Origin of the sequence: Nocardioides nitrophenolicus (assembly GCF_016907515.1) — a bacterium.
Taxonomy (GTDB): Bacteria; Actinomycetota; Actinomycetes; order Propionibacteriales; family Nocardioidaceae; genus Nocardioides; species Nocardioides nitrophenolicus.
In genome coordinates, this window is record NZ_JAFBBY010000001.1 from 4,748,646 (window position 1) to 4,761,788 (window position 13,143).

13 protein-coding genes are annotated in these 13,143 nt (G+C 72.2%); 10 read left to right on the top strand and 3 right to left on the bottom strand.

Going from position 1 to position 13,143, the window contains the following annotated elements:
• Nucleotides 1-11 precede the first annotated feature (11 nt).
• Nucleotides 12-1,268 (top strand): ammonium transporter, encoded by a 1,257-nt coding sequence (locus JOD66_RS22865; RefSeq protein WP_204839109.1) that lies wholly within the window; start codon nucleotides 12-14, stop codon nucleotides 1,266-1,268.
• A 71-nt stretch (nucleotides 1,269-1,339) separates the two neighbouring features.
• Here the strand turns inward: JOD66_RS22865 and JOD66_RS22870 are convergent, their stop codons facing one another.
• Nucleotides 1,340-2,542 carry a Fic family protein gene (locus JOD66_RS22870; protein WP_204839110.1) on the bottom strand — a complete coding sequence of 401 codons (1,203 nt, stop codon included), beginning with the start codon at nucleotides 2,540-2,542 and terminating at the stop codon, nucleotides 1,340-1,342.
• A gap of 177 nt (nucleotides 2,543-2,719) precedes the next feature.
• Between JOD66_RS22870 and rplS the strand changes: the two genes are divergently transcribed.
• The 4 genes from rplS (at nucleotide 2,720) to JOD66_RS22890 (ending at nucleotide 5,048) form a co-directional block, all read left to right on the top strand.
• Nucleotides 2,720-3,082: a 50S ribosomal protein L19 gene (gene rplS / locus JOD66_RS22875; protein ID WP_204839111.1), complete on the top strand. Its 363-nt coding sequence runs from the start codon at nucleotides 2,720-2,722 to the stop codon at nucleotides 3,080-3,082.
• Between the two features lie 90 nt (nucleotides 3,083-3,172).
• Complete coding sequence (lepB, locus tag JOD66_RS22880) at nucleotides 3,173-4,042, top strand: signal peptidase I (protein WP_204839112.1); 870 nt, start codon at nucleotides 3,173-3,175, stop codon at nucleotides 4,040-4,042.
• 10 nt (nucleotides 4,043-4,052) lie between these two features.
• Nucleotides 4,053-4,730: a ribonuclease HII gene (locus tag JOD66_RS22885; RefSeq protein ID WP_204839113.1), complete on the top strand. Its 678-nt coding sequence runs from the start codon at nucleotides 4,053-4,055 to the stop codon at nucleotides 4,728-4,730.
• Nucleotides 4,731-4,739: 9 nt separating this feature from the next.
• Nucleotides 4,740-5,048 (top strand): DUF2469 domain-containing protein, encoded by a 309-nt coding sequence (locus JOD66_RS22890; protein WP_139622508.1) that lies wholly within the window; start codon nucleotides 4,740-4,742, stop codon nucleotides 5,046-5,048.
• A gap of 28 nt (nucleotides 5,049-5,076) precedes the next feature.
• Here JOD66_RS22890 and JOD66_RS22895 read toward each other — a convergent pair whose 3' ends face one another.
• Both JOD66_RS22895 and JOD66_RS22900 read right to left on the bottom strand, forming a co-directional pair.
• Nucleotides 5,077-6,345, bottom strand: a complete 1,269-nt coding sequence (locus JOD66_RS22895; RefSeq protein WP_204839114.1) for a pilus assembly protein TadG-related protein — start codon at nucleotides 6,343-6,345, stop codon at nucleotides 5,077-5,079.
• Nucleotides 6,333-6,839, bottom strand: a complete 507-nt coding sequence (locus JOD66_RS22900) for a TadE family protein (RefSeq protein ID WP_204839115.1) — start codon at nucleotides 6,837-6,839, stop codon at nucleotides 6,333-6,335. Before JOD66_RS22900 ends, JOD66_RS22895 begins: the two co-directional genes overlap by 13 nt.
• A gap of 353 nt (nucleotides 6,840-7,192) precedes the next feature.
• Between JOD66_RS22900 and JOD66_RS22905 the strand changes: the two genes are divergently transcribed.
• The 5 genes from JOD66_RS22905 (at nucleotide 7,193) to dprA (ending at nucleotide 13,120) form a co-directional block, all read left to right on the top strand.
• Nucleotides 7,193-7,660 carry a TadE/TadG family type IV pilus assembly protein gene (locus JOD66_RS22905; protein WP_204839116.1) on the top strand — a complete coding sequence of 156 codons (468 nt, stop codon included), beginning with the start codon at nucleotides 7,193-7,195 and terminating at the stop codon, nucleotides 7,658-7,660.
• Nucleotides 7,661-9,553 (top strand): pilus assembly protein TadG-related protein, encoded by a 1,893-nt coding sequence (locus JOD66_RS22910; protein ID WP_204839117.1) that lies wholly within the window; start codon nucleotides 7,661-7,663, stop codon nucleotides 9,551-9,553.
• A gap of 185 nt (nucleotides 9,554-9,738) precedes the next feature.
• Complete coding sequence (locus JOD66_RS22915) at nucleotides 9,739-10,101, top strand: YraN family protein (RefSeq protein ID WP_204839118.1); 363 nt, start codon at nucleotides 9,739-9,741, stop codon at nucleotides 10,099-10,101.
• A gap of 236 nt (nucleotides 10,102-10,337) precedes the next feature.
• A complete protein-coding gene (locus JOD66_RS22920; protein ID WP_204839119.1) occupies nucleotides 10,338-11,987 on the top strand; it encodes a YifB family Mg chelatase-like AAA ATPase in 1,650 nt (549 codons plus the stop codon).
• The gene (gene dprA / locus JOD66_RS22925; RefSeq protein WP_204839120.1) at nucleotides 11,984-13,120 is read left to right on the top strand and encodes a DNA-processing protein DprA; all 1,137 of its coding nucleotides are present in this window, start codon (nucleotides 11,984-11,986) and stop codon (nucleotides 13,118-13,120) included. The genes JOD66_RS22920 and dprA overlap by 4 nt, the downstream gene beginning before the upstream one ends.
• The last annotated feature ends 23 nt before the right edge of the window (nucleotides 13,121-13,143 follow it).

Consider the following 13,143-nt stretch of genomic DNA (forward strand, 5'->3'; position numbering starts at 1 on the left):
GAGGTTCGCTTATGACTACCGATCTCGCTTGGCAGCTGCTGTGTGCCGCCCTGGTGCTGTTCATGACCCCCGGGCTGGCCTTCTTCTACGGCGGCCTGGTCAAGCAGAAGTCCGTCGTGTCCATGATGATGCTGAGCTTCGGCTCGATCGCCGTCGTGGTCCTCCTCTATGTCCTCATCGGGGGCACCGGCATCGCCGGGAACGGGACGGACGGGGGCAGCAAGCTGTTCGGCAACCCGTTCCAGGACTTCGGCATGAGCGACCTGATGACCGGGGTCGGCGGCGGCGAGGCCGGCAACGCCTTCGGCAGCCACGCCTTCCTGGTCGCGTTCTGCATCATCACCGTGGCGCTGGTCTCCGGCGCGGTCGCCGACCGGGCACGGTTCTGGCCCTGGATGCTGTTCGCCACGCTGTTCACCACGTTCGTCGTGTTCCCGACCTTCCGCTGGATCTGGGGCGTCGACGGCGAGGGCACCTTCTACGGCTGGCTCGCCAACAACGTGTGGGGCCTGGGCCAGGGTGCGCTCGACTGGGCCGGCGGCACCGTGATCCACCAGTCGGCCGGTGCGGCGGCGCTGGCGCTCGCCCTGGTGCTGGGCAAGCGCAAGATCGGCTTCTCCAAGGAGGAGACGGTCGCCCACAACGTGCCGCTGGTGCTGATCGGCGCCGCGATCCTGTGGTTCGGCTGGTACGGCTTCAACACCGGCGTCTACGGCGCCGACGAGGGGCAGACCTCGCTCATCTTCTTCAACACCCTGGTCGCCCCCGCGGCCGCCCTGCTCGGCTGGATCGCGGTCGAGGCGTTCAAGGACGGCAAGGCCACCGCGGTCGGCGCCGCGTCCGGCATCGTCACCGGCCTGGTCGCGATCACCCCGGCCTGCGCCTTCCTGACCCCGATCTGGGCGATGGTGCTCGGCCTGGTCTCCGGTGCGATCTGTGCCTTCGCGGTCGACCTGAAGTTCAAGCTCGGCTTCGACGACACCCTCGACGTGGTGGGCATCCACCTGGTCGCCGGCTTCATCGGCTGCCTGTGGGTCGGCATCTTCGGCGCTGAGGCGCTCACCGGCGGCAGCCTGGTGTTCGGTGGCGAGGTCAAGCTGTTCCTGGCCCAGCTGCTCTCCTCGCTCACCGTGATCGCGTTCTCCTTCGTCGTCTCCTACGTCTTCGCCACGGCGATCGAGAAGACGATCGGCTTCCGCGCCAAGGAGGAGGACGAGATCGCCGGCATCGACCTGGTGCTCCACGGCGAGGGCTACGCGCTCGACTGAGTCACCCGGCCGTCGTACGACGCGCAGGCCCGTCCCGGTTCGCCGGGGCGGGCCCGCGCCGTTCCACCAGGCTAGTGCTCCCGCATCCGGCGCGACGACTCCTGGATCCGGGTGCTCAGCCCGGCCACCTCGTCGAGGACCGCGTCGGCCAGCCACACCGGCGCCCGGCGCGAGCGGGGTGCCCGGCGCAGCACCTTCGCCGTCGTCAGCCGGTCGATGACCGCGGCCGCCTCGGCCTCCGGTACGTCAACCCGCTCGGCGACCGACGCCGGGTTCACGATCGGCGCCTCGGTCAGCAGGTCGAGCACGCGGTGCACGGTGGTGCCCGGCCGCGAGCCGCCCACGGCGTCACCCCAGCTCTCCCGGATCTCGTGCAGCCGGGTGGCCGTCGTCCAGGACTCGGCGGTCGCGATCCGGACCGCGGTGGCGAGCATGGCGACCAGGGTGGCCGCCGTCCCCGCACGGTAGTCGCCGAGCGCGGCGAAGTAGCGCTCCCGGTGGGCGACCAACGCGGACGCGATCGGCACGGTGAGGTGTCGGGTGGCGCGGCGGCGGCGCAGCACCGCGTGGATGAGCGCGCGTCCGATCCGCCCGTTGCCGTCGATGAACGGGTGGATCGACTCGAACTGGGCGTGCACGACCGCGGCCTGGACCACCGCCGGCACGTCGTCGCGGTTCGCGTAGGCGAACAGGTCGTCGAGATAGCCGGGGACGGTCTCCGGCGGGGGCGGGACGTGGAGTGCGCCGAGGGGCGACCAGTCGCTGCCGCCGACCCAGTTCTGCGTCGTCCGGAAGGTCCCGGCGCGGTGGGCCTCGGCCGGGTTGCGCCGGAACAGCTCGTGGTGGGCGCGCAGGATCGCCTCGGGCCGGATCGACCGCGTGGTGTCGGCGTCGCGGATCATCCGGCGCAGTGCGGCGGTCGCCGAGGCCATCGAGACCGCCGACGCGTTCGCCCCGACCCCCAGCAGCGCGCGGCCGTAGTCGGCGAGGCTCGCGTCGACGTTCTCGATCTTGGAGGAGTCGACCGCCTCGGTGCGCAGCTGGAGGTGGTCGAGGGCGCGCAGGGTCCGGCCGTGCACCAGGTCGAGATGGCTCAGGTCCCCGGCGCTCGCGGTGGTCATCGCGCTCAGCGCGCGGTCCAGGGGGAGGTCGAGCCCGCTCACGTACGGCGGCAGCGAGACCTCGATCTCGCGCACCAGGCGGTCCGCGCGCGGCCCCCGCGCGACCCGCTGCCGCCAGGGCCGTGGCTCGTAGGTGTGCGGCGCCCAGTCCATGGCGACATCCTCCCGGGCCGGTGTCACGAGCAGATTTCGTCTCGCACGTCGACCTGTGGGAACATTGCTGGTCGGTGTCACGGACGCTTCTGCCACAGGGGAATCGCCGACCGGGACGCCTGATCCGATCCATCACCACCAACCGCGGCTGACCTGTGCGCATTCGCGAGGAGAGCAATGAGCAACCCCACCCCCGCCGTGGTCACCGACCTCGGCAACGCCGCCAAGCGCGACGACGTCCCGGCCTTCCGCGCCGGTGACACCGTCAAGGTCCACGTCAAGGTCATCGAGGGCAACCGTTCGCGGGTCCAGGTGTTCCAGGGCGTCGTGATCCGCATGCACGGCTCCGGCATCGGCCGGACCTTCACCGTCCGCAAGGTCTCCTTCGGCGTCGGTGTCGAGCGGACCTTCCCGCTCCACTCGCCGATCTTCGAGTCCATCGAGGTCGTCACCCGCGGTGACGTGCGTCGCGCGAAGCTCTACTACCTGCGCAACCTCACCGGCAAGAAGGCCAAGATCAAGGAGCGCCGCGAGGTCTGACCTCCGCGACCGTCGCTACCACGAAGGCCCGACCGACACGGTCGGGCCTTCGTGCGTTCCGGCTGGGGCGTGCTCCTAGACTCCTACCTCGTGACGACCGACGACTCCGCTCCGGACTCCGCCGAGGTCCCTGACCCCGAGGCGACCGACCAGGCGGACTCCCGGTCCTCCTCCGCGCAGCGCAAGCACCTGCCCGTGTGGCAGGAGAGCATCCTGCTGCTCGCGGTGGCGCTGGGCCTGGCGATCGTGATCAAGGCGCTGTTCGTGCAGGCGTTCTACATCCCGTCGGAGTCGATGGAGCCGGGCCTGGTCAAGAACGACCGGATCCTGGTCCAGAAGGTGTCCTACTGGTTCGGGCGTACGCCGAAGCGCGGCGACGTCGTGGTCTTCCAGGACCCGGGGGAGTGGCTCGGCCCGAGCGACACCCAGGGGCCGACCGGTGTCGCGAACCTGCTGTCCAAGGTGGGCCTGTACCCCACCGGCGGTCACCTGGTGAAGCGGGTGATCGGCACCGAGGGCGACGTCGTCGAGTGCTGTGACGAGAAGGGCCGGATCAAGGTCAACGGCAAGGCCATCGACGAGTCCGCCTACCTCGGCCCCGACCCCGGCCAGTGCAACGCCGAGATCGACGACTTCATCGGCGCCCGCGAGGGCGGCCGGTCCCAGCCCTGCGACTGGATCATCGGGCCGATCCCGAAGGGCAAGCTGCTCGTCCTCGGCGACAACCGTGGCCACTCCGCCGACTCCCGCGCCCACCTGTGCAGCATCGACGAGGACCCCTGCACGCAGAGCCCGTGGGTCGACACCGACCTCGTCGTCGGCAAGGTCTTCACCCTGATCTGGCCGCAGGACCGCTGGCGCTGGATCAGCCGTCCCCAGGTGTTCGAGAGCGTTCCCGACGCCCCGTCGGCCGACCTGCTGGAGAAGGCGAAGAAGGCCGACGCCGTCCCCGGGGCCTAGGGGGCGCGGCTTGTCCACACTGCCCAGGGGAGCGACGGTCCGGCGCGACGCCGGCATCTACGGCTACGAGCGCGCGCTGCGGCGTCACGGCTTCGAGCCGGTCGCGGGCGTCGACGAGGCCGGTCGGGGCGCGTGCGCCGGTCCGCTCGTCGCCGGGGCGGCGATCCTGCCGGCCGGCAAGGCCGGGATCGTGCCGGGCCTGGCCGACTCCAAGCTGCTGACCGCGGCCGCGCGGGAGCGCTGCTACGACCAGATCGTGCGCCGGGCGCTGGCCTGGTCGGTCGTGGTGATCCCCCACGACGAGTGCGACCGGCTCGGCATGCACGTCGCCAACGTGCAGGCGCTGCGGCAGGCCGTCGCCAAGCTCGACCTGCCGGCGTCGTACGTGCTCACCGACGGGTTCCCCGTCGACGGGCTCGGCGTGCCGGGGCTCGCGGTCTGGAAGGGCGACCGGGTCGCGGCCTGCGTGGCCGCCGCGTCGGTGCTCGCCAAGGTCACCCGCGACCGGATCATGCTCGAGCTCGACGAGGAGTGGCCGGCGTACGACTTCAAGACCCACAAGGGCTACATCACCGCCACCCACACCGCGGCGCTGGAGGAGCACGGCCCTTCGCCGATCCACCGGATGAGGTTCGTCAACGTACGACGCGCGGCCGGTCTCGAGCCGCTGCCTGGCGACGAGGGCTAGGGTGATCTCGTGAGTGCCGAGGAGCTCGAGAAGTACGAGACCGAGCAGGAGCTGAACCTCTACCGGGAGTACCGCGACGTCGTCGGCATCTTCAAGTACGTCGTCGAGACCGACCGCCGCTTCTACCTGTGCAACTCGGTCGACGTGAAGGCCCGCTCCGAGGGCGGCGACGTGTTCTTCGAGGTGACCATCGCCGACGCCTGGGTGTGGGACATGTACCGCCCCGCGCGCTTCGCCAAGAACGTCAAGGTGCTCACCTTCAAGGACGTCAACGTCGAGGAGCTGGCGACCTCCGACCTGGAGCTGCCGAAGTCCTGAGTGGTCGGGCCCCGTCGGCCCGATCTGCTCAGTCGGCGAGGTGCAGGCCGCTCGGCGGCACCCGCCACTCGCGGTCTATGCCGTTGGTGACGATCAGGTGGGAGTTCTGCCCGTTCATGTAGAGGCTGTCGACGATGATCGAGCCGCTGTTGACCTGGTTGCCGGAGTTGCCGTTGGCGTACAGCAGCGAGCTGAGCGCATAGATGGTGCCGTTGATCGTGGTCTCGCCGTTGCCCTGGATGTTGAGCACCCGGGAGTTGTTGCGGTCGTAGACGATCGCCAGGTCGCCGAACCCGGGGGCGCCGGCCGTCAGGGTGACGCCGTTGCTGTTGGTGGCGTCGAAGGCACCGCCCTGCTGGCCCGGGGCGCAGCGGGTCGGCGCGGTCCGCGTCCCGCACGCCGCGTAGATCGTGACGCCGGTGCCCTTCAGCACGGTCTTGTTGCCCATGCTCCAGGTGCCGGTGAGGACGTAGAGCCCGGGAGCGAGGGTGCAGGTGTCCTTGTTGCCGAGCGTGGCGTCGCCGTACACCCCCGGGCCGTCGGTGCAGGGGTTGGTCCTCGGCGCTCCGTACGGCGCGGGCATCGCCCAGCCCCCGAGCGGGTCGCCCATCTTCTTCGAGACCTTCTCCGCCGCGGGCGAGTAGTTGCCGGTGGCGCTCTTCTCGACGGTGATCTCGTTGCCGTCGCCGATCGCCTCGACGTGCCCGTTCGGCCCGGTCGAGACGCTTCCGTTGAAGTGCACGCTGCTCGCGGTGACGGTGGCGTCGCCGTTGCCCAGGGTGTGCGGGCCCTCGCCGAGGACGCACAGCGAGCACTTGAAGACCACGCCCGGGTCGACGGTCGCGGTCGCCCGCGCGCTGATGTGGAGCTCGCTGACCCCGACCAGGCCGGCGAGCGCGGTCTTGACCTCACGCCTCGGGATCCGCACTCGGACCCGGCTCGGACGCTCGGCGTCGTCGAACGAGATGCACTGCGAGTCCGGGGCGTAGTCCAGGTGCCCGTCGTCCTTGCACCCGCCCCACGCCGCCTCGGCGACGTCGAAGTTGTCGGCGGCGTAGGCCCGGGCGGCGTCGGTCGCGGCCGCGATCTGGGGCCGGCCGGCGGCGTCGTAGAGGACGTTCCCGGCCGCGAGCGCCGAGGCGTCGGCGGCGTTCTGCGCCCGGCCGCGGACGTCCCGCGCCAGGCCGAGGTCGATCACCAGCGACGCCGACATCAGCAGGACGACCGCGATCAGGGCGACCAGCACCGCCACGGCGCCCCGCTCCTCGGTCGACCCGCCGCGGCTCAGTCGCACCATGCCCAGCTCTGTCCGGTCGGTACGGCGTCGGCGGTCCCGGTGCCCGCCGGCTTGGCCGTGTCCTCCTCGATCGACATCCGCAGGCTGGCCCGCACGAAGCCGCCGTTGGGCATCGGCAGCATGCCGAAGTCGCCGCGCGAGCGGACCAGGACGCAGACCTGCAGCAGGTTGCCGCGCGCCCAGCCGTCGGGAGCCGAGAGCTTCACGTAGGTGTCCGCCGGAGCCCGGTCGACCATCGACTCGACGGTGCAGGAGATGGCGGGCCAGCCCGGCGTACCGCAGCCGGGGGTGGTCTTGCCGACCACCGACATCCGCGCGGTCTCCCGCACGCCGTGGTTGGCGTTGAGCGAGTCGTCGAAGTAGAGGCCGTACTGGAGGATCCCGAACACGATCAGCACGAGGATCACGCCGACGAGGGCGAACTCCACGGCCGCCGCACCCCGCGCGGCGTCCCGCCGCCGGGCGCGGCGCACCCACCGTCGTACCAGAGCCATGACTGCCTCCCCGTCGTCGGCCCGAGCCGACCGAACTCCCGTCCGATTGTCGGCAACCGGGAGCCGGCAGCGAAGCCCGAACGGGTGACAATCGGGGTCGGGAGCCAAGATTGGCCGACCGTCAGGGAACGCCGTGACGTGGCGGCACCACGTCCGGCGTCCGAACGGGTGGGGTCGAACGGGACCATCGTCCCGCACGGGTGGGACCAGGCCGGCCTAGTCCGAACGAACTAGCCCGCCTACTTCGTCCGAGTGGAATGCCCCGGGATCCGTTCCCCGGGCGTTCCGAAGGCCATTACTGTGAGCCACGTCGCTCGGGGGCGTCATGGGAGCGAGTCCGGGGAGGCCGGCTGATGAGGGATTGCGTGCTGGGCGGGCGTACGTCGTCGACGCGGCGGGAACGCGGCACCGCCGCGGTCGAGTTCGCCCTGATCGTGCCGGTTCTCGTGCTCCTGGTGTTCGGCATCGTCAGCTACGGCATGATGCTGTCGTTCCGCCAGACGCTCAGCCAGGCCGCCACCGAGGGGGCGCGAGCGGCCGCTGTCCAGCTCGACCCCTCGCAGCGCACGTCCTCCGCTGAGGAGGCCATCGACGACGCGTTGGCGACGCTCTCCGTCGGCGGCACGACGCTCAGCTGCGACAACCCGCACGTCACCTGCCAGATCGGTGCCGCCGTCTCCTGTGGGACCGGCACGGCCCAGTGCGTCACCGTCACGGTGACCTACCCGTACCGGGACCACCCCGTCATCCCGTCCGTCCCGCTCGTCGACCGGACCCTGCCGGAGAGCCTCAGCTACTCCGCCACCGTGAGGGTGAGCTGAGTGTCGCCGCAGCGCGCACCCGAGCGGGGCGCCGTCGCGATCTTCGCCGCGTTCGCGATGGCGGTGATGCTGGTAGCGGCCGCGCTGGCCGTCGACCTCGGGATGCAGCGCGTCGCCCGGTCCGACGCGCAGTCGCTGGCCGACGTCGTGGCGCTCGACCTGGCCCAGGAGCTGAACGAGGGCCAGACGCTCGCCCAGCTCACCACCGGCGGCAAGGACCAGACGCTCGCGAACCAGAGTCGGGACCGCAACGACAGCGTCATCGGCACCCACGACGGACACGTGCCGACCCTGGAGGTCGTCTGGGGCGAGATGGTCGACGGCTCCTTCCATGCCTACCGCCGGCCGGCCGACGACGCCCTGATCCCGACCGCCGTCCGCGTCGTCGCTCACACCGAGACCGGGTTCCCCATCATGACCACCCGGACCGGCAAGGCGCAGCGCCGGGCCGTGGCCTCCGCCGACAAGGGCGCCTGCTTCCGGATCGGGTCCTTCGTGGCGAAGGTCCGCAGTGGCGACAGCACGCTCCTCAACCCGATCCTCAACGGGCTGCTCGGATCCAACCTCGACGTCGGGCTGGTCGGCTACGACGGCATCGCCAACGCCAACGTGAGCCTGCTCGACCTCGTGGAGACCGGGAACCTCGGCGTCGGGACGGTCAACGAGCTGCTGAAGGCCGACGACGTCAACGTCGCCGACCTGATCCAGGCGTCGATCGACGTCCTGTCGTCGCCGGGGCACGGCGCCAGCGCCGCCACCATCACCGCACTCCAGGCCATCCGCGCGGCGGTCGCGCTCAGCGCCCCGACAATCAAGATCGCCGACCTCATCGAGGCGGCGCCCAGCGATCCCTCGGCACTGGCCTCGAGCGTCAACGTCCTCGACCTGGTGATGGGCTCGGTGCTGATCGCCACCAAGGGGCACGCCGTCGCGATTCCCGGGCTGACCGTCGGCCCGGTCGCCGGGATCACCCTGACCACGACGCTGAGCGTCATCGAGGGACCGCGCAAGGCCTGCACGAACAGTGGGAACTTCGCCGAGACGTCCCAGATCGTGCTCACCACCCGGGTCCAGTCGCCCGAGCGCACCCTCCCCGTCACCATCGCCGGGCTGACCGGCATCGTCGCGAAGGTGGACGCCATCGACCTGTCGGTGGTGACGAAGCTGGCCCACGCCGACGCCACGCTGCTCAGCGTCGACGGGTGCGACACCGGCGGCCCACAGGGCGCCACCCTCCAGGTGAACTCGGCCGCCGTGCCGGCCCCCAGCATCTCCGGCGCGATCCACGCGTCGGTCACCGCCACGCTCGACGTCTCCAAGAGCACCACCCTGCTCACGAACCTGCTGGGCGGCCTGCCCGGCGTGCTCAGTCCGCTGGTCTCCCTCGTCGGCGTCCTGGTCGGCACCGACGTGCTGGGCGCGGCGACGCTGAAGGTCGACCTCACGGCGACGCCGAAGCTGGCGAGTGCCACCGGCGTCACCGCATCGACGCAGACCGTGACGGTGCCCGCCTCCTACTGGTCCGACCCCGCCCACCCGAAGGCGTATCCCGTCCCGGGCACGCTGATCCCGCAGATCGGCGCCCTCTCGCTGGCCACCACCGTGTCCGTCGGCGGCAGCTACGACTACCGCAAGACCGGGCTGCTGGGGCTCCTCACCGGACCGGTGCTCCACGGCGTACTGACCGCGAGCTCGGCGCTGACCTCCCAGCTGACCACGGCGCTGACGACCCAGATCTCCGACGTCCTCAAGTCCTCGCTCAACACCTTGACGGCGAGCCTGCAGGCGACCGTGATCAAGACGCTGTCCGAGATGCTGGGACTCAACCTCGGCGGCGCCGACCTGTGGGTCGAGCACGAGCCGCGCTGTGGTGCGCCGCGGCTCGTGGAGTGAGCTCGGGGTCGCTCCTCGTCGTTCTCCCGCCTCACGGTGCCCCAGGGGACACGGACGTCCCGCGTGGTGACCGGGTCGGTCCACAGGGCCGGCCCGCGGACCCGCTCCTCCACAGGCCGCCGGGCTCCGGCCCCGTCGGCGTGCGGATCTCCCGACGCTGGACCGATGACGACAGCGCCGGGTCGATGACCACCGCACGCGCCCGCCGGGCGATCGGCGCCTACGGCGAGGACCTGGCCGTCCGGCACCTCACCGGCCGCGGCCTGGTGCTCCTCGAACGGAACTGGCGCTGTCCCGAGGGCGAGGTCGACATCCTGCTGCGCGACCACGCCACCCTGGTCGTGTGCGAGGTCAAGACCCGCACCTCCCTCGTCGCCGGCGCTCCCCACGAGGCGATCACCGACGTCAAGCTCGACCGGCTGCGGCGGCTGGGGGAGCGGTGGATGCTCGAGCACGGCGTCCACCCCGACGGGATCCGCGTCGACCTGGTCGCCGTGCTGCTGCCGCGGCGCGGCGCGGCCGTGGTCGAGCACGTCCCCGGCCTCTGAGCGGGACGTCGCCCGTCCGCCTCACCCGTCACTCCGATCCCGCATGCCGACCTCGTTCGTCCACAGCCGCCCTCGCCGGGCCCGCCCGTCCACAGCCCTCACGCCGGCCATGCCCCCGTGCCGCCGCCCCCGGGCAACCTGCTCCCCATGACCACCTCCGCCCGTGATCCCGCCCTCGACCCCGTTCGCGCTCCCGCTCGCGTTCCCGCTCCTGCCCGCTTCGAGAGGTGCGGCTGATGCCCTTCGCGACCGCGCGGTGCGTGGCGCTGGCGGGCGCGGTGGGCCACCTGATCGACGTACAGACCGACGTGTCCGTCGGGCAGTCGACCACGGTCGTCGTGGGCCGGGCCGACACGTCGCTGCGCGAGGGGGTCGACCGGGTGCGGATGGCGTTGATCAACACCGACCTGCGCTGGCCCGCGACCAAGCGCTGCACCTTCCTCTTCTCGCCCGCCGACCTGCGCAAGTCCGGCACCCACTTCGACCTGGCGATGGCGGTCAGCCTGCTCGCGGCCGACGGCCAGCTCGAGCCCGGCTGGCTCGACGGCACGGTCTTCATCGGCGAGCTCACCCTCTCCGGGGGCCTGCGCTCGGCCCTCGGCGTGCTCCCGATGGTGCTGGCCGCGGCGGCGGCCGGGATCGGGCGGGTCTACCTCCCCGAGCCCCAGCTCGCCGAGGCGATGATGGTGCCGGGCATGGAGGTGATCGGTGTCCGCTCGCTCGCGCAGGTCGTGGCCGGCCTGCGCGGCGACGAGCTCCCGCTGGCCCCGCCGGTGGCCGCCGCGACCGGGCTCCGGCTGCTCTCCTGGCGTGGCGACGAGCGGCTCGACGAGCTCGACTTCCGCGACCTGCGCGGCATGGCCGAGGAGAAGTACGCCGTCGAGGTCGCGGCGGCCGGCGCTCACCCGCTCCAGCTCTCGGGACCGAAGGGCTGCGGCAAGACCAGCCTGGCCGAGCGGATCCCCACGATCCTCCCCGACCTCACACCCGAGGAGTCGCTCGAGCTGACCGCGCTCCACTCGCTCGCCGGATCCCTCGACCCCGAGGAGGGGATGCTGGTGCGTCCACCCTTCGCCGCGCCCCACCACGACGCGAGCAAGGTCAGCGTCGTCGGTGGCGGCTCCGGCCGGGTCCAGCCCGGCGCGATTAGCCGGGCTCACTGCGGGGTCCTCTTCCTCGACGAGTTCCCGCTGTTCCGCGCCGACGTGGTCGAGGCACTCCGCCAGCCGCTCGAGAACGGCGACATCACCATCGCCCGCCGTGACGAGTCGGTGACCCTGCCGGCCAGCGCGCTGCTGGTCGTCGCCAGCAACCCGTGCCCGTGCGGCAACTGGTCGACCGCGATGCGCGCCAACCGCTGCACGTGCGCCGAGACGGTCCGCCGCGCCTACCGCGCCAAGCTCTCCGGCCCGATCGTCGACCGCATCGACATCCTCCGCCACGTCCAGCCGGCCGCGCCGTCCAACCACGACCCGTTCCGCACCGTCGAGACCTCCGCCGAGGTGCGGCTCCGGGTCGCCGCCGCCCGCCAGCGACAGCACGACCGCTACGCCGGCCGACCCTGGCGGCTCAACGGTCAGGTCCCGAGTCCCCGGCTCAAGGACACCTGGCCGCTGTCACCCGACGCCCAGCGGGTCGTCGACGCCGAGATGCTCACCGGTCGGTTGAGCGCCCGCGGCGCGGTCCGCGTGCAGCGGTTGGCCTGGACCGTCGCCGACCTCCGGTCCGTGCGGACCGGGCGCGAGCTGGCCCCTGGGGTCGACGAGGTCCGCACCGCCCTGCGGCTGCGCTCGGGCCAGTCGCTCGACCTGGCCATGTTCCGGCCCGATGGGGAGGTCCAGCCTGATCCGGGCTCGAAGGAGCCGGGCTCGGAGGGGGCCGCGTGAGTGATCTCGACGACGAGCGCCTCGCCCGCGCCACCATCAACCTGGTCACCGAGCCCGGCGACCTGCGCTGCCTCGGCCTGACCCGCGAGCTCGGCGGCCGCCGGTTCCTCGAGGTGTTGCGCGAGCAGCCCGATCTGCGTCCCGAGCTCACCGCCGCAGCCGGTCGGCTCGCCGGGGTCCGGCCCGAGCGGGTCCTCGAGCACGCCGCCCGCCGCGGCATCCGGTTCGTGATCCCGGGCGACGACGAGTGGCCGGGCTCCCTCGACGACCTGGCCGGCGCCGGCGTACTCCACGCGCGGGGGGAGGTGCCGGTCGGCCTCTGGGTCCGCGGCCCGGTCCGCCTCGACCGGCTCGGCGCCGCCGTCGCCATCGTCGGCTCCCGCTCCTCGACCGGCTACGGCGACCAGGTGGCCGGAGAGATCGCCGCCGTCCTCGGCCGAGCCGGCCGCCCGGTCGTGTCGGGCGCCGCCATCGGCGTCGACTACGCCGCCCACCGCGGCGCCGTCAGCGCCGACGCCCCGACCGTCGCCGTCCTCGCCTGCGGCGTGGACCGCGCGTATCCGCTCGCCCACCGCCAGATGCTCGACCACCTCGCCGCCCACCACGCCGTCGTCTCCGAGGCGCCGCCCGGCTCGGCCCCGTTCCGGATCAGGTTCCTCTCGCGCAACCGCATCATCGCCGCCCTCACCCGCGGGACCGTCGTCGTCGAGGCGGCGATCCGCAGCGGCGCCCTCAACACCGCTTCTTGGGCCGATCAGCTCCACCGGACCGTCATGGGCGTCCCGGGACCGGTCACCAGCGCCGCCTCCGAGGGCGTCCACGAGCTGATCAGGGTCGGTGCCGCCACGCTCGTCACCCGCGGTGAGGACGTGCTCGAGCTGCTCGGCGCCGCCGGCGAGGACCTCAGCGACGTCGCCCGCGCCCCCGCCGGCCCCCGCGACCGGCTCTCCGTCCGCGCCCGCCAGGTTCTCGACGCCGTCCCGGTGTCCTCGCCCGCACCGACCCCCTCGGTCGCCCTCGTCGCCGGACTCGGTGCCGAGGAGGTCGAGCGCCTGCTCGGTGGACTGCTCGCCGACGGCCACGTCGAGCGGCTCCCGGCCGGGTGGCGGCTGCCCCGGCGGGTCGGCGGCTGACCGGAGCCAGCCGATCTACGATC